We start from the raw sequence: 17,919 nt of genomic DNA, 5'->3' as shown, positions 1-17,919 counted from the left end.
AAGGACGGACCCATAGTGAACCAGTTCTCCCGGCGCGGGTTCCTGCGCACCACCGCGGCCCTCGGCGGAATGAGCGCCGCGGGGCTGCTCACGGCGTGTTCTCCGTCGCCGGGCGGCGGGTCCGCGGCCGGCGGGAAGGTGGTGCGTACCCAGTTATCCTGGCTGAAGACCGTGACGTTCGCCGGCTTCTACATCGCCGAGGAACAGGGGTACTTCAAGGAGGAAGGACTGTCGGCGCCGCTTCTCGCCGGCGGGCCGAACATCCCCGACGCCGTCAGCGTCGTCACCGCGGGAGGCGCGGACGTCGCACTGGTCGACTTCGGCGCCCTCGTCAAGGCCCGGGAGAGCGAGGCCGACCTGGTCGCGATCGGCGCCGTCTTCCAGGAGAGCCCGGGTGGCTTCGTCAGCCTCGCGTCCAACCCGGTGCGCACCGCCAAGGATCTCGTGGGCCGGCGCATCGGCCTGTCCCCCGGCGCGGAGGTGATGGTGGAGGCGATCCTGAAGATCAACAAACTGCCCGTCCGGTACGAACGGGTTCCGGTGGGCGCCGGCACCACGGCGCTCACCAAGGGGGACTGCGACGTCATGGCCTGCTACGTCACCGCCCAGCCACTCGCGCTGGAGCAGCAGGGCGTCCGCGTGGTCAGCGTGACCCAGGGACAGCTGGGCATGCCCGACTACGCGCTCGTCATGGCGGTCAGACGCGCCGACCTCGCCGCCGACCGGGCGCGTTTCGTCGGCTACCTGCGCGCGGTGATCCGCGGATACCGGCAGAACCTGAAGGACCCGGCGCTCGGGACCAGGCTGGCCGTGGAGAAGTACGGCAAGGACCTCGGGCTCGACCCGGCGGCGGCCCGGCGGGAGAACGAGGTGCAGGGCGCGCTCATCCGCGGCGCCGCCGGTGATCGCGGCCTGGGCTCGATCGACCCCGACCGGCTGGCGGGTCCCGTCTACGCCGGTCTGCGGGCCCGGGGCATGAGCACGTTGCCTCCCGTCTCCTCGGTGCTGGACACCAGCCTGGCGAAGGAGGCCCTCGTTGGCTGAGCGGCCGGCCGGGCACGGCGCACCGGAGGTGTCGGTCGTCATCCCCACCTACAACCGGGCGCGGGAGCTGGACCGCACGCTGCGCTCCCTGGCCGACCAGGACATGCCCCGCGACCGGTACGAGGTGATCGTCGCCGACGACGGGTCGAGTGACGACACCCGGCTCGTGGTCGAGGGCCATGCCGGGAATCTCCGGATCGGATACTGCTACCAGCGGGACCTCGGCTTCCGGGCGGGGCAGGCACGCAACCTCGGCGCGGCGCGGGCCGAAGGGCGGATCCTCGTGTTCCTCGACAGCGGGATGCTCGCCTCCCGCCACCTGCTGAGCGGGCACCTGGCCGCGCACGAGGGCGGCGGCCGGGCCGTGATCGGTTACATCTTCGGCTACGACCACGACCCGGCCAACCGGGTCTCCGCCGGCGATCTTGACGAGCCCCCCGACGAGCTGATCGGCCGGTTCACCCGGAGCGGGCGGCACCGGGACATGCGGGAGCCGTGCTACCGGAGCCTCGGAGAGGACATCGACCGGTACGCCGCTCCGTGGATCTTCTACTGGACCGGCAACGTCTCCGTCGGCGCCGCGGACTTCCACCTGGCCGGGGGCTTCGACGACGACTTCGTGGGCTGGAGCGGTGAGGACGTCGAGCTGGGCCGGCGCCTGTACGAGAAGGGGCTGAGGTTCACCCTGGCCCGCCGGGCGGCCTGCGTCGAGATCCCCCACACCCGCGACCTCGCCGCGCTGCGTCCCAGCTACGAGAAGCACGCCGCGCTCCTGCTGCGGAAGCACCCCGATCCGGTCGTCGAGGTCTCCACGGTCTGCTGGGCGCACGAACTCCATCCGCGGCTCGCCGAGTTGCGGGCCGCGTACCGGAACCGGATCGGCCTGGCCCGGCTCCGGCCGTCCGGCCCGCCGGTCGACCCCGGCCCCGCCACGGCCCTGTTCGGAGCCGACTGCCTGTACGCCGTGAACGGCGGCGACCTCTGCGTCGAGCCGGATCCCGGACTCGCGGCGGAGGCGCGCCGGAACTTCCCCGGAACGGAGGTGCTGCCGCTGCACGGTTTCCGCACGCTGCTGGAGCCCGCCGCCTTCGATCTGTGCCTGCTCGCCCCCTCCCTGCGCGCCTATCCCCGCTGGGCGGTGGACCTCCTGGAGAGCGAGGCGGCCCGGATCGGCCGGCGCGTCCGGTGGCTCCCTTCGGCGGAGACCGGCCGGGGTGAGGAGCGATGACGGATCGGCTCGACGGTTCCTCCGGGTTCCCGCGCATCAGCGTCGCCGTCATGTACCACCCGGCCAGAGGGGACAGGATTCCCCGGATCGCCGAGGCGTGCGCTCCGTTGCGGCTCGTGCCGGTCCCCGACCCCGACCCCGGCTCGTTTCCCAGCCCGCTGCGTACGGCGAAGCGCGCGTGGGCGGCCTGGAGCCCGGACGCGACCCACCATCTCGTCCTCCAGGACGACGTGCTCCTCGTGGACGGGTTCTCCGCCCATCTGCGGGCGGCGGTCGCGGCCCGCCCGGACGACGCGCTCGCCCTCTACGCCCACTGGAACTCGCCCTACAACTCCTACGCGATCCGCCAGGCGGCGGCCGGCGGCGCCTCGTGGGCGCGGCTGGTCCCCGGCGAGTGGGTCCCCACGCAGGGGCTCGTCCTGCCGGTGGGCCTGGCCAAGGAGCTCGGCGACTACCTGGCGGGCGTTCCCGACCACATCCGCGACGACGACACGGTGATCGATCTCTTCCTCCGTGAGCGTGACCGCCGCGTTCTGGCGGCCGTGCCCCACCTGCTCGACCACGACGAGGTCGCGAGCGTCGCCGGGAACACCGATCACGGCGTGCGGCGCGCCACGGTCCTGCTGCCCGGCGCGGACCTCCCCCCGGACCGCTGGCGGGAGCCGCCGCGCTTCGACAAGGGCGCGGTGATGCGCGCGGAGGGCGCCTCCACCTGGGACTTCTCCGTGACCTACGCCTTCGGAACCTGCTTCCTCGGCTTTCTGCGGCCGACGAGCGAGGAGTTCGTCCGGCATCCCTTCGGACGATGGAGCGACTGGTGCGGCGTGCTCGGTCTCGGCCAGGCGGACGTCCTGGGAGGTCTGGAGGAATACCTCGCGACCTCCGGCGGCCGCGACCGGGCGCGGACCCTGGCGGAGGCCGGGACGGCGCCGGGCACCGCGGCGGAGCTGTGGGCGGCGGCGTTCCTGCTGGGAGCCGATGTCGCGAGCGGCGCCGGAACCGGCCCTGAGAACGGGCGCGGAACCGGGCGCGGAACCGGCGCGCGTGCGGATCTCGCCGGTCCGCTGCGGAGGGCGGCGGTGACGAGCTGGATCGACTCGGGGTTGCCCGCCGCCGACAGGGCGTTGCTGACCGGCGGCGCGCGTGCGGCCCTGGCCGACCTGGGCGTCGCGGGCCTGACGCGCGGCCTGACCGCGGACCGGAGGCGAACGGCAGCCGTGGGTGATCCACTGGCCGGGGAGATCCTCCGCCGGCTCGCCACCCGGGAGGCCGAGGGATTCCTCCGCACGGCGCGTTTCCCTCCCCCGCTCACCGTCGAGGTCGTCACCTGCCCCGGCTGCGGGGCGGGGCCCGAGGAGGCCGCGGCGTACCTCAGGACGGTGGAGTTCTGCGCGCTGCGGGTGGTGCGGCCGGGCGCGGGACCCCGCGACGGCACGCCGTGGCTGCGGATGACCGGATGCGAGCGGTTCCCCGTGCACGGGCTCACCCTCGTCGCCGACGTGCGGGAGCGGCTGCCGCGGCTCTCGGGGGAGTTCGTGACCCGGTCGGCCTACCTGCTGGATCAGGGGCTCGCGCCGGACGCGCCTGATCCGCTGCCCGCTCTGACGGCGGTGGACGCGGCGGAACGATGGGCCGACGAGTTCTTCGCCGGCCGCCTCTCCCCCTCCACGGCTCCGGCTGTCATGGTCCTTCCCGTGTCCACCGGTGTCCATCGGTGGGCGGCCCGGCCCGCCGCGGGCCTGCTGGAGCCCGCCGCCTGGGTCGAGGAGGTGAGCCGGTACGGGCGGGCCCTGGGCGGGCACCCGCTCGCTCCGCACTCCCCGGCGTCCGGGGCCGCGGAGCGCTACCGCGCGGTCCGCGACGACCTGGCCGGGCGGAGACTGACCGAGATCACTCTGAACCACCCGCCCGGCCCCCGGGTGAACGGCCGGTTCGATCCCGCCCGGCTCGTACGCCCCTGGTGACCCGGCACCGCGGCCCCTCTCCTGGGAGAGGGGCCGCGGTGCCGGTCAGACCACGGTGCAGGGAACGCCGTTGAGGGTGAAGGAGGTCGGCTTGGACGTGTTGCCGGTGTGGCTCGCCTGGAAGCCGATGTCGACGGTGGCCCCGGGGGCGAGCGTGCCGTTGTAGTCGACGTTGCGGGCGCTCACCTGGCCGCTGGAGGGCGAGTAGGTGGCGTTCCAGCCCGAGGTGATGGTCTGTCCGGAGGGCAGGGTGAACGCCAGCGTCCAGCCGTTGATCGTCGACGACCCGGTGTTGGTGATGCTGATGCTGGCGGTGAAGCCGTTGCTCCAGCTGTTCATCGTGTAGGCGACCCGGGCCGCGCCGGTGCCGCCGGTGGGCGACTGGCTGGGCGACTGGGAGGGCGACTGGCTCGGCGACTGGGAGGGCGTCACGGTGGGTGTGACCGTGGGCGTCGCGGAGGGCGAGGAGCCGCTGAGGCTGGTCACGTAGGTCGTCATGCTGCGCGCGGGAAGCGTGACGGTGAGGGAGCCGTTCGACATGGTGGTCGCCGCCTGGGGCGCGACGTTCCTGCTCCCGTCGGTCACCCACGACGAGACACCGGCCGAGCCGGCGCCCGCCACGCTGAACTGCTGGCTCACCGCGGAGGTGTTCTTGTTGATGGCGACGATGACGACGGTGTCGCCGCTCCGGTACGCCGAGACGTAGACGTTCGTCGCCGGGTTCGCCGTCGCGTCGATCCGCACGTACCCGGGGCGGACGAACCTGGCGAACTGCGCCATGATGGCGCCGCGCTTGCTGAGCTGGCCGTCCTCGCGCATGGGGCCGTAGCTGCGCCGGATGTACCACCAGACGTACGCCTGGAACTCGGCCTCCACCATGGCGCGGTGCATGTGCTCGCCCACGTCGAGCGCCTGGGGCCAGGTGTCCGCCGAGTCGGTGCTGTTGGGGTAGTACACCTCCGTCATCCAGAGTTCCTTGCCCGCGCCCTTCTGCTTGAAGAGGGGGTAGGGGAAGTTCGAGTAGGACGTGCCGTAGAGGTGCGCCCCGATGATGTCCGTGTTGGCGAGCGCCGTGGCGTCGTTGAGGATCGGGTCCGACATGCTCTTCACGTACTGGAAGGACTCGGGGGCCATGACCCTGGTGTTGATCGAGCCGGCGTTCTCCCGCAGGAACTTCACCATCTCGGTGGAGGTCCACCACGTCCAGTCGTGCGCGTAGTCGGGCTCGTTCTGCACGGAGATGGCGTACAGGTTCACGCCGTTGTTCTTCATGTACGTGCTGAAGGAGTTCAGATGCGTCGCGTACGCGGCGTACTGGTCGTATCGGAGGCGTTTGGCGTTTGTCTGGCCGCTGCGGTTGAAGGTCTCGATCATGCTGGCGGGGGGATTCCACGGCGACGCGAAGACGGTCACCCCGAGCTCGACCGCGCGCTTCGCCGTCGCGAGGTCGCGGCCGAAGTCGGCCTGGCTCTCGCCGACGGGGATCCGCAGGATGGAGAACCCCAGCTTGCCCTCGCCGGTCTGGAACGCCGTGTCCCGCTGGGTGGCTGTCAGGTCGCCGGCCCAGGCCGCGTGGGTCATGCCGCCGAAGCCCTTGATCGTCTGCCGCTGCGCCGACGGATTGACGGTCGCGGTGGCCGCCGAGGCCTCGGTGGCTCCCAGGACCGCCGACGTGGCCGTGATGACCGGCACGGCTCCTATCGTCGTCAGGACGGACCGCCGGCTGAGCGCCCTTCGCTCACCGCTCACCGGCCCATTCTGGTCGTGCGTCATGTCTCCTCCTCATGGTCTCCGGTGCCGGTCCGCGCCCGCACGCTCCGGTTCGGATCGACTCCCGGATGTTGGCGTTAACATTCCCTCGCATGGACCGGCACGGGAGATGCCGGGGATGCGGACCGCTCAAGGTGGTGCGCGGAGGGGGGTAACACTCCAGCGGAGTGTGGTTCCGCCCCCGGCGGGGGTCAAGCACGGGGTGTGTCCCGTACGCCCGTGAACTGTGCGAACGTCCCGCCGGACCGTGAAACTTACAGGTCGGGAATCTGCCCTCTGCACCGGTTCAGCCGAGGTCCGAACCGGGGCGGCCCGCATTCGTGCGAATTCCCCGCTTCTCGTCAACCCGGATCGGGCCTCAGGGCGTGTGGGGGTGGCAACCGCCGACGAGAGGAGACCGGGTGGACGCGGATTTCGTGGAGTTCGTACGGCGCCGGGGGGACCATCATCTGCGAACGGCGGTGCTGCTGACGGGAGACTGGCACGCCGCCGAGGATCTGGTGCAGACCGGCCTCGGCAAGCTGTACAAGGTCTGGCATCGGCTGGACACCGGCAGCGAGCCCGACGCCTACCTGCGGCGCATCCTGGTCAACACCCACCGTTCCTGGTGGCGGGCCCGATGGCGGCGGGAGATCCCGCGCGCCGAGCACCCCGGTCTGCCGAGCGCGGAAGACCTGGGTGAGACGCGGGCGGTGGCCGAGGACGTCAGGAACGCGCTGGCCAGGTTACCCGCGCGGCAGCGCACCGCTCTGGTGCTGCGGTTCTTCGCCGACCTGCCCGAGGCGGAGGTCGCCGACCTCATGGGCTGCTCGGTGGGGACCGTCAAGTCGCACACCCACCGTGGGCTGCAGGCGATGCGGCGGCTGATATCGCCCGGTCTGGTGGTCAACCACGCCGAGGCGGAAGGGAGTGGTCTCCGGTGAGACCCCGACACGAGGAGCCGGAAATGAACGAGAGAGACCTGCGCACGTTGCTTGTCAGAGCCACCGAGGATCGGCCCGCGGGCATCGACCTCATGCCGGCGATCACCCCCCGGCCGAGGCGGATCCTGGTGCCGTCGCTCGCCGCGCTGGGGGCCGCCGCACTGGTGACCGTGATCGTGACGGCGCTGCCCGCGAGTCAGGTCTCGGCGCAGGCCCAGGTGGCCGCGGCCCTCAGCACCACCAGTGGTGAGAGCTTCCGCGTCCACGTCGAGTCGGACGGCAGGAGCTGGGACGGCGCCTTCGATCCCGTCCGGCGGACCGGGGTCATCGCGGAGGCCGGAGATCCGTCCGAGACCCGCTTCGTCGGCGACCTGATGTACCAGAAGCCGGCCGGCGCCGCGAAGTGGGAGGCGCTGCCGCGCGTCGACGAGAGACTGCGGAACGCGCCGCCGACGGCCGCCCTGGTCAAGCTCGCCCCGCAGGACCCGCAGGCGGCCCTGGAACGACTGCGTGCGGCCACCGACGTACGCGAGGACGGCGCGGCGTCCGGCCCCGGGTGGAGCGGGCGGCGGTTCGTCTTCTCGCTGACGGACGGATCCGGCTCCGGCGACGCGAAGTTCCGGTCCTCGGCGCTTTCCGGCCGGGTGGACGTGGACGACGAGGGCAGGGTGCGGCGACTGGAGTTCGACTTCCCGGAGGGCGGCCACCGGCTCGTCATGGACATCGCCGGCTTCGGCACCCCGGTGACCGTCACCGCCCCACCCGCCGGCGAGGTGGTGCCCGGGCCGGTGGACGCCTCCGGCGGGGCCAAGGGTGAGCCCGCCCCTGATCTCAAGGGTCGGGACGCGAAGCCGGCCGCCGCGAAGTCCTGATCAGGCGGTTCCCGGGCCGGGGCGGCGCCGCCCCGGCCCGGGCCCGCGAGGTGGCGTGACCGCGACGGCCTCCGGCACTCGTCAGGGAAGGGTGACGAACCACCTCAGGAACTCCCGGGCGGAGGAGGTGTCGAGACGGTAGTCGATGTTCGTCGACCTGCAGGCGTCGTCCACTCCGCTGATCGTCGTGGCCACGAGCAGATCGGAGTCGGCGGCGCCGAGGAAGTTCGGGCCGCCGGAGTCGCCGAAGCAGGTCCCGCCGTCCCCGCGCTCCGAGTCGGGCGTCAGCTTGAGCAGGTCGGCGCCGAGGCGCTCGAACGAGATGGACGTCCGGTTACGCGTGTCGTTGTAGGTGAACCGCCATCCGTGCTTCTTCCTGGTGGGGGTCAGCGCGCCGTAGCCGACCGGGGTGAACCGCGTCGACCGCAACGTGCCGTCGTCCCGCATCCGGTCGAGCAGGCCCGGGGCGGGCAGTCTGGCCGGCTTGATCCCGGGGACCGCGGCGGGGAAGACGACGACCGCCATGTCATGGAGATGGTGCCCGCGCGTGTACCTCGGGTCGCGGACGAAGCGGCCGGTGAAGACCTTGGCCCCGGGCTCGTAGCGGTCGGCGAAGGAGACCCGCGCCGTCCGCTGCCCCGAACCGCCGCAGTGGGCGGCGGTGAGGAAGACGGTCGGGGAGATCAGCGTGCCGGAGCAGTACGCCCACGTGCCGTCGCTCTCCGGCGCGTCACCGATGAGGGCTCCCACCTGCGGGTGATCGTTGCGATCCACCGAGCCATTGGTGATGGCCGACGCGGGGGAGGCGACTCCGGCGATCATGCCAACAATAATCATGACAAATGGGACGAAACGCATAGGCAAATGTACCCCGATTATGCGCTTTGCCCGGGAACATGGAGAAAAGATCTACCGGCCGTGTGTCCGGACGGATAGGTAGGCGAAGGCGGGGAAAAGCCCGCTCGGCCGTCCCCATCTGCGGGCCGCCCGGACCTGCCTCATGGCACGGTGGCGGTGTCCGCGCCGGCGACCCGCACGAGGCGGGTGGTCGCGTACGCCCAGGCAGGCGGCGAAGACGGCGGTCACGGCAACCTCCGGAATCGGCGCGGCTTCGGACGGCGATCCGCGGTAACGGCCGGGACGGAACGGAGCACGCGCCGGCTCCGGCAGGTGTGATCACCACCAACGCCGCGCAATTCCCCGGAACGGTTTCGCCCGTCGCGCAAAGCGGCCGTGAGCCGCGAGGAACGGCATGGCCACACACCAGGGGAAGGTGCGTTTTCTGATGCGGAAAGGCGTTGTTTGCGGCTTGATGGGTGACTGTGCCGTTTGTTACCCCTAGCGTGAGAACCAGGGTCTGGATCCAGGGTTCGATGGATCGAATCGCGCTCCGTGCGGCCGGGGTTCCCGGTGACATCACGGAGTCGACGGAGTGATACCTATGCTCAGAGAAGCACTGGCCGCCGCCACGCTCGCCGTGTCGGCTCTCGCCGCCCCGGTGGCGCTGCAGGCGCAGTCCGCCAACGCCGCCGGCATCACCGCCCAGTCCGTGCGGGCTCCGGCACAGCCCTGCCCCGGAGGCAGGTGCCGTGGACGGGAGCGTCACCGATACGGCCAGTACGGCCGTACCGGGCAGGTCCGGGAGCGGGAACGCATGCGGGAGGAGACACGGGGACGCGAGCGGATGCGGCAGGAGATTCGTGGCCGCGAGCGGATTCCGGTCCGGGAAGAGCGCGGACGCGAACGCTTCCGTGAGGAGACACGCGGACGCGAACGGATCCCGATCCGGGAAGAGCGCGGACGCGAGCGCATGCGGCAGGAGATCCGCGGCGGCGAACGCATGCGGGAGGAACGCGGACGCGAACGCTTCCGTGAGGAGACACGGGGCCGCGGCGCGGAGCGCGGGCGCACCCGCGAGCGCGAGTGGGGCCGGGAGGAGTTCGGACGGTGACGACGGCTCGCGACAACAGCGACAAGAGCAGGGAGAGACAGGAAGCGACATCCGCAAGGACCGGATAGCCCACGCCCATCGAACCCGCCGGACCCACGGCCCCACGAGGCAGCCGCCTCGCGGGGCTCGCCCTTTTCCAGGCGGCCGGGCGCGGCCGCGAAGCGGGTGCGCTCAGCTCCCGACCGGCTTCAGGAAGCCCTCCAGAGCCACCGTGCCCTTCCCGTAGCGGTCGTCGAGTTCCCGTCTCAGCTCCGGCGTGGCGACGTACACCCCGACGCTCACCCGGTTGCCGATGGTGTCCACGGACAGGGTCAGGAACCGCCTGCTCTCCATCTCCCCCTCCAGCTCACGCTGGATCGCGCGGAGGTCCGACTCGGTCCGCTCGGCGCCGCTCACGCACAGCGCGCCGCCCCAGACCTCGCGGATCCAGCGCTCGCGCCCCGCGAGATCCCCCGTGAACATGAGGTTCAGCACATACCTCTTGGGGTCGTTGCCGATCTTCTCGATGGTCCGGACGTCATGGGAGTCGACCCCGGCCATGTAGTTCTGGTCGAGCCATCCGCCGGCGAACTCGTCGGCGGACGCCGCGCGGTCCATCGCCGCCCGCATGGCCTCCTCGGTCGCCTTCGCCCGGTCCACCGGACGCCAGCCGCCCGCGGGTTCCGGACACGGACTGGTCATATCGGTCCCCGGCCCGCCGTCTCCCGACCTACGGGCTTCGCGGGGTGGTTCGGTGAGCGTGAGCCGGGAGCCGTCCCAGGTGCCGACGACCCGGTAGTCCCCCCAGGTGACGCCGCCGGACGACTCGGCCCTGACGGCCTTCCAGTCCCAGCCCACGATGTCCGCTCCGCCGCACTGGGGAGGATAGGACTCCTGGACCGAGGCGCACAGCTGCGGCCCGTGTTTCCCGTTCTGCAGCACGGTCCCCGTCGCCGTGTAGCGGGTGTCGGCGGCGGGAGCCGCGACGTCCGGCGGCGACCCGCAGCCGGAGGCGGCGAGCGGGACGACGACGAGGACGGCCAGGAGGACACGCGCGGCGCCTGGCGGGAAGCGGCTCATGCCGGATAGACGAAACGGCGCCTCCCCCGGTTCACCGCCGATCCGCCAGGCGGCGCTCTCCCAGCCGGCCCGCGCGGCGAAACGGCTGGCAGGACGGGTGACGGAGACAGGCGCCGGGGGACGATCTCACGCGCCCCCGGCCCATCAAACGGCACATGACCGTAATTCACCCCTTGACACCACAAAACGGACCGAAAAAACTCAGAGACCGTGCCCCACCCCCCACAGCGGCGCGTGGACCACCACGACGTCGCGAAGGAGCCCGCATGAGGCGTCTGTTCGCCGTCGTCGCGTTGCTCGCCGGCTTCCTGCTGGTGCCCACGCGTTCGGACGCCGCCCTCGGCAACGTGGCGCCCTGGGCCACCGCGACCGCCTCCTACACCTCCCCCTGGGAGAGCGTCGCCGCGATCAACGACGGCATCGACCCGCCGCGCTCGAACGACCTCCGGAACCGCCGCTGGGGCACCTGGCCGCAGGCGGGCGAACAGTGGGCCCTGCTGACCTGGCCCTCCGCCCAGACCATCTCCTCGGCGCAGGTCTACTTCTTCGACGACGGAGGCGGTGTCCGGGAGCCGGTCTCCTGGAGGCTGCAGAGCTGGGACGGCGCCGCCTACGCCGACATCCCCGCCGCCTACCCCGTCGCCGTGGACGGCTACGTCACCGCCTCCTTCCCGGCCGTCACCACCACCCGGCTCCGGATCGTGCTGGAGAGCGGACGGGCCGCGGTCGGGCTCCTGGAGGTCAAGGCGTTCGCCGACACCGCCGCCGCGCCGAGCGGCTGGAACCCTCCCGCCGATCTGGTCACCCCGCTCGACGAGGTCTGGCGGCACACCGAGTCCGGCGACCGCGACCCGTACGGCTTCCGCAACTTCGGCTGGGACCAGATCATGGCCAACGGCGGATCGATCAACTACTGCGTCCGCTGGGACTCCCCCGCCCCCGTGTCGGCGGAGTTGCGCGACCGCGTCCACGCCGCGCTGGCCAGGTCGTTCGGGAAGTGGATGAACGTGATGGCGGGTCACGACGGCTGGCCGTACGCCGAAGTGCCGGTCAAGGTGGTCGGCTGGGCGGTCCGCGACCGCGCCACCCTGCAGTGGGACGACGACTCGGTCGACGTGTACGTCGGCGACATGCGGGAGAACGCGCCGCAGTGCGCGGAGCCGTGCGGCCGCTTCTTCAACCAGTCGGGCGCCTATCCCGGCTGTCCCGGCGGCGCCTCCCACCACTACGACATGTCCCTGTGGCTCACGGAGGGCATGGACGGCGGCGCGGGAGGCGACTGGGGCCAGCGCGTCGGCAGCGAGTATCTCGTGGACAACCTCGGCAGCGACGACATCCACATCCTGCTCCACGAGATCGGGCACGGTTTCGGCCTCGACGACTTCTACGACTGGACGCCCACCGGCCAGTGCTGCTTCCTCATGAAGGCGGGCACCGCCACCTCCATCACCGAGTTCGACGCGTGGATGCTCCGTGACCTCTGGCGCCACCTGAAGAGCCGCTACGGCTACTGACTCCCGCTTCCGGTACGACCCTGTCACCTCTCACGACTACTGAACGTCATAGGTGTGTGACGGAAAGTATCGGGAAAGGAGTGCGCGATGCACGCGCAGCGACAGGAGGTGAGCCTGTGACGTCCCTGCTTCACCTGGACTCCAGCGCCAGCGACCACGGCGACTCGGTCACCAGGCAGTTGACGGCGCTCTACGCCGACACCTGGCGGTGTCTGCACGGGAGCGCAGGATACCGGTACCGCGACCTCGCCGCCGAACCGGTCCCGCTGGTGTCCCCGGCCTTCGTCTCCCTCGGCATCCGGGTGGAGAGACGGGGCACGGTCGCGCTGCCGGAGGTGGCGGAGATGACCGAGGGCCCGGCCGAGGAGCGCGAGTGGGCGCTGACCCTGCCGCTGATCGCGGAGATGCGCGCCGCGGAGACGGTGCTGGTCGGCGTCCCGATGTACAACTACTCGGTGCCCGCGTCCCTCAAGGCCTGGATCGACCGGGTGACCTTCCCGGGGGCGTTCCTCGACCCCGGCACGGGAGACCACCTTCTCCGCAGGACGAACGTGGTGGTGGTCACCGCCCGCGGCGGGAGCTACGCCCCGGGCACGCCACGGGAGGACTTCGACTTCCAGACGCCCTACCTGAGGGCCTACTTCACCGATCTGGGGGTGGCCCCGGAGAACCTGTGCTTCGTCAGCGCGGAGATGACCCGGGCCTCCGACGTGCCCGCCCTGGCCCGCTTCAAGCCCCTGGCGGCCGATTCGCTGGCCGCGGCGCGGAGCGCCGTGTCCGGCCTCGCGGGCCGGTCGGCCCGCAGCGGGGCGGGGGCCCGCACGCGGTGAGGCGCCGGCCGCGCGGCGGCCTGTCGTGAGAGGCGGTGTCCGCCCACCCGCGGACACCGCCCGCAGGGCCGCGCGTGTCACCTTTCCGCGGCGCGGTTCGTCTTAGGGGACGAGGAGTGCGACCACGACCCGGTAGGAGGCCGTTTCCACCATTGCCGCCCGGCGTCCCTGCCGCATCCGCCACCGGCCGAACCCAGGCCGGAGGAGGAGGATCCGGCATCCTGTAAACAGATTGTCAGGATGTTTCTTTTTGCCGCGCCCGGCGAACGGACAATAACGCCGCCGGGTCGCGCATTTCAATTGTGATGCCGCCGTCGCGCGGTTCGCGGGCGCGATTCCGGCAATTCTTCTGTCGCGTTTTCCGGCGGTGATTCAGGATGGACCGCCCGGCGATAAGTGCGGCTACCGGCCGGGCGGTCCATCCGCTCAGGTGAGCGGCTGTCGCCGCTCCACCGCCACCCGGTAACGGTGCGTGATGGTCGCGAGTTCGGCGGTCTTGTCGTGGCCGGGACGACCGGCGATGCCGCGCTCCGCGCCGTCCATGTTCCGGTTGGCGAGGATGATGGCGGTCGTGGCGGGCCGCCTGGCGGCTTCGTACCGCAGCAGGGCGGTGGCCACGTCGGCGCCCTCCGCGAGCTCGGCGGCGAGCGTGGCGGCGTCGATGACGGCCTGCGAGGCGCCGTTGGCGCCGATCGGATACATCAGGTGGGCGGCGTCGCCGAGCAGCGTCACCCGGCCCTCTCCCCAGTGCGGGAGGGGGTCGCGGTCGACCATCGGGTAGCGCAGGATGCGGGGGCTGCGGGCGAGCATCTCGGGCAGGTGGAGCCAGTCGAAGTCCCAGTCGGCGAGGTGGGGCAGAACCTCCTCGATCCGGCCCGGGCGGTTCCAGCCCGCATCGCCGGACAGGCTCTTCGACGGGGCCGCGACCAGGCAGACCCAGTTCACCAGCGCCTTGCCGCGCTCCGCGTGGCGCCGGGAGACCGGATAGGCGATCAGCCGGGTGGCCTGCTCGTCGTTGGCCAGGATCATCGTCCGCCCGTCGAGGAACTCGTCCATCTCGGACAGGCCACGCCACATGTCGACCCCGGCGGGGGACAGCGGGACGCGGTCGGGGTGAAGCTGGGCCCTCACCGCGGAGCGCAGCCCGTCGGCGCCGACCAGCGCGGCGGCCTCGATCTCGACCGCTCCCCCGCTCTCGTCGTGCGCGAGGACGCGGACGCCCGAGGGGGTCTGGTGGAAGCAGATGACGCGGAGCCCGGTGCGCACCGCGCCCGGGCCGAGCCGGTCCCGTACGGCCGCGAGCAGCAGCATCTGCAGCTCGCCGCGGTGGATGGAGTACTGGGGGTGCTCGTGGCCGGCGTCGACGCCCCGGGGCTCGGTCCACAGGGTGGCGCCCTTGTGGTCAAGGTAGCGGTGCTCGCGGGTGCGGATGCCGGTGGCCGCCAGCGTCTCGCCGAGCCCGAGCTCGGTCAGGATGCCGATCGCGGCCGGCTGGATGTTGATTCCCACTCCGAGCGGCGCGAGTTCGGGCGCGGCCTCCAGCACGACCGCGTCGATCCCCTTGGCGTGCAGGGCGAGCGCGGCGGCCAGCCCTCCTATCCCCGCGCCCGCGATCACGATGTCGGCGGTGTTTGCGGTCGTCATGGCGTCGCGCTCCCTTGGCCGGGGGTGGCTACTCTTCGTCACCTTCGGGTGGGCGGTGCGGTCTGGGCCGGGCCCCGGACACGGCCCGCTCTGGGGGATGCGCGGGCGACGTCCGTCCGCCGATGCCGAGGGGCGGACGGAGTGTGTCGCATCGGGGCCCGGACCCGCTTGTGGGTTGCCGCGGAGTGGCTGGTCAGGTCAGGCGTGATGGACGGAGATGACCTTGTAGGGCTGCGGAGCGGCCTTGGCGATCTCCGCCGTCCGCTTCGCGATGGCCTGCGCCTCGGGGTCGCCCATGGTCGCCTTGATGTCGTCGACACTGCGCCACTGGGCGAGGTTCACGACGCGGGTGCCGTCCGCGCTGGCGAGAATGTTCACCGAGATGAAGCCGGGCCGGTGCTGCATGACCTTCTCGGTGCCCTCGTTCAGAATGGCGATTAGTTCCTGCTGCTTCGAGGGGTCGACATCGAAGACGTTGATGAAGGTTGCGACTTGGTCGTCGACGCGAATCACGGTCTCAGTCATGACTTCATCGTATCCGACTAAGAACCATTAGAGTCAAGCGTCTTTGTTAAACAATCGCGGGCCTCGAACACGAGAACGCCTCACCGAATATGTCGTCCGCGGAGCAGGAAATGCCGCTTATCTCAAGCGGACGCGGAAGGTCCGGACGGCCCTCCCGGCCGTCCGGACGCTCAGATGTCGATGCGGGGCACGCCCCCGCGCGGGCTCAGGCCGGCGTCAGCGAGGGACTGGCCTGCAGGTCGAATCCCTCGTATCCCGCCTCCGCCACCTCGCTCAGCTTGGCCCGGTACGACCCCAGGCCCGCGAAGTAGAACATGACCGTGTTCTTCTTGCCGGGGATGTTGGCGCCGAAGATCCACGAGGCGACCTTGGGGAAGAGCGTGTACGCCGCGAGTTCCCGGCAGGTCTCGGTCCAGGCGTCCTCGGCGCTCGCGGTGGCCTCGACCACGGTCGTGCCGTTCTCCTCCGCCGTGCGGATCAGGCCGGCGATCCACTCGACCTGGGTCTCGATGCCCGGCGGGAGGTTGCTGAAGGCGCTGTTCGGCCCGAGGACCATGAACAGGTTGGGAAAGCCGTTGGTGGCGACGCCGAGGTAGCCGGTGGGGCCGTCCTCCCAGTGCTCCCGGATCGTCACGCCGCCCCGGCCGCGGATGTCCATCCGCTTGTAGCTGCCGTCCACGGCGTCGAAGCCCGTCGCGAAGACCAGGACGTCGAGTTCGTGCTCCACGCCGTCCTCGGTGCGCACGCCCCTGGCGGTGATCTCCCTGATCGGGTTCTCCTTGACGCTGACCAGCGTGACGTTGGGGCGGTTGAAGTTCTCGTAGTAGTCGGGGTTGCAGATGGGGCGCTTGGCGTAGAGGTCGGTCGGCGTCAGCTTGCGCGCCGTCTCCGGGTCCTTCACGATCTCCCGGATCTTCGACCGGATGAACTCCGCGGCGGCCTCGTTGGCCGCCGGATCGGTCGCGATGTCGGAGAACGTGCCGAACATGAAGCGGAAGCCGTTCCCCTTGTCCCAGTACTCCTGGAACACGCGCCGGCGCTCCTCCTCGGAGACGCTCATCGCGGGGACGTCGCTCTCCTCGAACCCGCAGGCGACGCGGGAGCCGCGCACCTGGTCCCAGATGCGGTCGTAGTCCGCCCGCACCTCCGCGACGTACTCCTCGGTGACCGGGCCGTGGCCGGACGGGACGCAGTACTGCGCCGAACGCTGGAACACCGTCAGATGCTCGGCCACCTTGGCGGCGGCGCAGACGAACTGGGTGCCGGTGGACCCCGTGCCGACGACGCCGACGCGCTTGCCGTCGATGGTCAGGTCGTCGGGCCAGGCGCCGGTGTGGACGATCCTGCCCTGGAAGCGCTCGCGGCCCTCGATGTCGGGGATGTTCGCCGTCGACAGCGGACCGAGCGCGGTGACGACGTACCGCGTGGTGAAGGTCTCGCCGGTGTCGGTGCCGATCGTCCAGACACCGCGGGACTCGTCGAACACCGCGCTCTCGACGCCGGTGTTGAGCTGGATGTGCTCGCCCAGCCCGTGCTTGGCGACGACCGCCTCCAGGTAGGCGAGGAGCTCACGCTGCGGGGTGTACTTGGTGGTCCAGTTCCACTCCTGGAGCATCTCCTTGTCGAAGGAGTAGCGGTAGACGAAGCCCTCGACGTCCGACATGGCGCCGGGGTAGCGGTTCCAGTACCACGTGCCGCCCACGCCGCCGGCGCGGTCGAAGGCCCGCGCCCGCAGGCCGAGCTCGTTGCGGAGCTTGTGCAGCATGTAGATGCCGGCGAAGCCGGCGCCGACGACGATCGCGTCGAAGTCGGTCGTGCTCGGATCGGTCGTACTCGCACCGGTCGCCAGAGGGCCGGTCGTTATCGAGTCGGTCAAGGTCGCACTCCTTCGTGTTTCCTGTCCCTGTGGGGAGGGGGTCACGGCTGCAGCCGTGAGATGTGCCAACCGGAGGGATCCCGGTCGTAACGCAGCCGCCGGTGCAGCCGGTCGGCGTCCGCCGACCAGAACTCCACGGCGGCGGGCTCCAGGCGGTATCCGGCGAACCGCGCCGGGCGGGGCAGGGGGGTCGCGTACGACGCCAGGCGCTCGGCCTCCGCCCTCAGCCCGGCGACGTCCTCCAGCGGTTCGCTCTGCCGCGAGACCGCCGACATCGCGTGCAGCGGCACCGGCCGGGCGTTCCACAACCGTTCCGCCTCGGGCTCGGGCAGCATGACCACGGGGCCGGAGAAGATCAGCTGCTGCGCGGTCTCGCGCCAGTAGAGCAGGCCCGAGCCCCAGCCGGTCTCGGCGATCTCCCGGCCCTTCCGGCTGGTGCTGTGGCTGGTGAAGACCAGGCCCCGGTCGGAGACGTCGATGACGGCGACCATGCGGGAGGAGGCGCGGCCGCCGCGGTCGGCGGTCGCGAGGGCGAGGGCGAGCGGCTCGCGCACCCCCTCCTCGACCGCCGAGGCGATCCACTGCCGCGCCAGGACCATCGGCTCGGCCGGGGGCATGTCGTACTCGGGGAACGCCGGGTCGATGGCGCCGGTCAGACTCTCGAACCTGCTGCTCACTGTCGCCTCCGGGCGGTGTGGGGGTACGGCGGCCCTGGCCGC

15 protein-coding genes are annotated in these 17,919 nt (G+C 71.3%); 8 read left to right on the top strand and 7 right to left on the bottom strand.

The genetic code is table 11. The features are described 5' to 3' along the window. Positions 1-15 precede the first annotated feature (15 nt). From F5972_RS32260 to F5972_RS32250, 3 genes are read left to right on the top strand one after another with little or no spacing between them, the layout of a single operon-like run. Positions 16-1,044 carry an ABC transporter substrate-binding protein gene (locus tag F5972_RS32260; protein WP_150939114.1) on the top strand — a complete coding sequence of 343 codons (1,029 nt, stop codon included), beginning with the start codon at positions 16-18 and terminating at the stop codon, positions 1,042-1,044. Continuing rightward, entirely contained in the window at positions 1,037-2,272 is a 1,236-nt protein-coding gene (locus F5972_RS32255; protein WP_150939111.1) for a glycosyltransferase, read from the top strand. Before F5972_RS32260 ends, F5972_RS32255 begins: the two co-directional genes overlap by 8 nt. Continuing rightward, on the top strand, positions 2,269-4,236 hold the full coding sequence (locus F5972_RS32250; RefSeq protein ID WP_150939109.1) for a hypothetical protein: 1,968 nt from the start codon (positions 2,269-2,271) through the stop codon (positions 4,234-4,236). The genes F5972_RS32255 and F5972_RS32250 overlap by 4 nt, the downstream gene beginning before the upstream one ends. A gap of 45 nt (positions 4,237-4,281) precedes the next feature. Here F5972_RS32250 and F5972_RS32245 read toward each other — a convergent pair whose 3' ends face one another. Beyond that, positions 4,282-6,009 carry a cellulose binding domain-containing protein gene (locus F5972_RS32245; RefSeq protein ID WP_150939106.1) on the bottom strand — a complete coding sequence of 576 codons (1,728 nt, stop codon included), beginning with the start codon at positions 6,007-6,009 and terminating at the stop codon, positions 4,282-4,284. A gap of 398 nt (positions 6,010-6,407) precedes the next feature. Here F5972_RS32245 and F5972_RS32240 point away from each other — a divergent pair, with 398 nt between their 5' ends. Both F5972_RS32240 and F5972_RS32235 read left to right on the top strand, forming a co-directional pair. After that, on the top strand, positions 6,408-6,929 hold the full coding sequence (locus F5972_RS32240) for a SigE family RNA polymerase sigma factor (protein WP_150939104.1): 522 nt from the start codon (positions 6,408-6,410) through the stop codon (positions 6,927-6,929). Positions 6,930-6,952: 23 nt separating this feature from the next. Beyond that, the gene (locus tag F5972_RS32235; protein ID WP_150939101.1) at positions 6,953-7,801 is read left to right on the top strand and encodes a hypothetical protein; all 849 of its coding nucleotides are present in this window, start codon (positions 6,953-6,955) and stop codon (positions 7,799-7,801) included. Positions 7,802-7,882: 81 nt separating this feature from the next. On the opposite strand, the gene F5972_RS32230 is transcribed toward F5972_RS32235, so the two are convergent. Then, positions 7,883-8,623 carry a trypsin-like serine protease gene (locus tag F5972_RS32230; RefSeq protein WP_191910419.1) on the bottom strand — a complete coding sequence of 247 codons (741 nt, stop codon included), beginning with the start codon at positions 8,621-8,623 and terminating at the stop codon, positions 7,883-7,885. A 619-nt stretch (positions 8,624-9,242) separates the two neighbouring features. Between F5972_RS32230 and F5972_RS32225 the strand changes: the two genes are divergently transcribed. Further along, positions 9,243-9,752 (top strand): hypothetical protein, encoded by a 510-nt coding sequence (locus tag F5972_RS32225; RefSeq protein WP_150939097.1) that lies wholly within the window; start codon positions 9,243-9,245, stop codon positions 9,750-9,752. 171 nt (positions 9,753-9,923) lie between these two features. Here F5972_RS32225 and F5972_RS32220 read toward each other — a convergent pair whose 3' ends face one another. Next, positions 9,924-10,811, bottom strand: a complete 888-nt coding sequence (locus F5972_RS32220) for a hypothetical protein (protein WP_150939096.1) — start codon at positions 10,809-10,811, stop codon at positions 9,924-9,926. Between the two features lie 266 nt (positions 10,812-11,077). Between F5972_RS32220 and F5972_RS38520 the strand changes: the two genes are divergently transcribed. Together F5972_RS38520 and F5972_RS32210 are read left to right on the top strand one after the other, a co-directional pair. Continuing rightward, positions 11,078-12,325: a hypothetical protein gene (locus tag F5972_RS38520; RefSeq protein WP_225312087.1), complete on the top strand. Its 1,248-nt coding sequence runs from the start codon at positions 11,078-11,080 to the stop codon at positions 12,323-12,325. 116 nt (positions 12,326-12,441) lie between these two features. After that, entirely contained in the window at positions 12,442-13,155 is a 714-nt protein-coding gene (locus F5972_RS32210) for an FMN-dependent NADH-azoreductase (RefSeq protein WP_150939094.1), read from the top strand. 426 nt (positions 13,156-13,581) lie between these two features. On the opposite strand, the gene F5972_RS32205 is transcribed toward F5972_RS32210, so the two are convergent. The 4 genes from F5972_RS32205 to phzG all read right to left on the bottom strand — a co-directional run bounded on the left by F5972_RS32205 (position 13,582) and on the right by phzG (position 17,877). Then, positions 13,582-14,799 (bottom strand): FAD-dependent monooxygenase, encoded by a 1,218-nt coding sequence (locus F5972_RS32205; protein ID WP_150939092.1) that lies wholly within the window; start codon positions 14,797-14,799, stop codon positions 13,582-13,584. Positions 14,800-14,997: 198 nt separating this feature from the next. After that, on the bottom strand, positions 14,998-15,324 hold the full coding sequence (locus F5972_RS32200; protein ID WP_150939090.1) for an antibiotic biosynthesis monooxygenase family protein: 327 nt from the start codon (positions 15,322-15,324) through the stop codon (positions 14,998-15,000). A 205-nt stretch (positions 15,325-15,529) separates the two neighbouring features. After that, positions 15,530-17,200: a flavin-containing monooxygenase gene (locus tag F5972_RS32195; RefSeq protein WP_225312086.1), complete on the bottom strand. Its 1,671-nt coding sequence runs from the start codon at positions 17,198-17,200 to the stop codon at positions 15,530-15,532. Between the two features lie 41 nt (positions 17,201-17,241). Next, the gene (gene phzG / locus F5972_RS32190) at positions 17,242-17,877 is read right to left on the bottom strand and encodes a phenazine biosynthesis FMN-dependent oxidase PhzG (RefSeq protein WP_150939088.1); all 636 of its coding nucleotides are present in this window, start codon (positions 17,875-17,877) and stop codon (positions 17,242-17,244) included. Positions 17,878-17,919: the final 42 nt, after the last annotated feature.

The sequence above is a fragment of the Microbispora cellulosiformans genome, assembly GCF_008728085.1.
In the GTDB taxonomy this organism is placed as follows: Bacteria; Actinomycetota; Actinomycetes; order Streptosporangiales; family Streptosporangiaceae; genus Microbispora; species Microbispora amethystogenes.
This window is presented reverse-complemented; position numbering and strand designations above follow the sequence as displayed.

What these genes read in the sequence shown, in the direction of transcription:
- F5972_RS32250 (WP_150939109.1), top strand. Translation starts at nt 2,269, where the DNA reads ATGACGGATCGGCTCGACGGTTCCTCCGGGTTCCCGCGCATCAGCGTC.
- F5972_RS32245 (WP_150939106.1), bottom strand. Translation starts at nt 6,009, where the DNA reads ATGACGCACGACCAGAATGGGCCGGTGAGCGGTGAGCGAAGGGCGCTC.
- F5972_RS32235 (WP_150939101.1), top strand. Translation starts at nt 6,953, where the DNA reads ATGAACGAGAGAGACCTGCGCACGTTGCTTGTCAGAGCCACCGAGGAT.
- F5972_RS32230 (WP_191910419.1), bottom strand. Translation starts at nt 8,623, where the DNA reads ATGATCGCCGGAGTCGCCTCCCCCGCGTCGGCCATCACCAATGGCTCG.
- F5972_RS32225 (WP_150939097.1), top strand. Translation starts at nt 9,243, where the DNA reads ATGCTCAGAGAAGCACTGGCCGCCGCCACGCTCGCCGTGTCGGCTCTC.
- F5972_RS32220 (WP_150939096.1), bottom strand. Translation starts at nt 10,811, where the DNA reads ATGAGCCGCTTCCCGCCAGGCGCCGCGCGTGTCCTCCTGGCCGTCCTC.
- F5972_RS38520 (WP_225312087.1), top strand. Translation starts at nt 11,078, where the DNA reads ATGAGGCGTCTGTTCGCCGTCGTCGCGTTGCTCGCCGGCTTCCTGCTG.
- F5972_RS32205 (WP_150939092.1), bottom strand. Translation starts at nt 14,799, where the DNA reads ATGACGACCGCAAACACCGCCGACATCGTGATCGCGGGCGCGGGGATA.
- F5972_RS32200 (WP_150939090.1), bottom strand. Translation starts at nt 15,324, where the DNA reads ATGACTGAGACCGTGATTCGCGTCGACGACCAAGTCGCAACCTTCATC.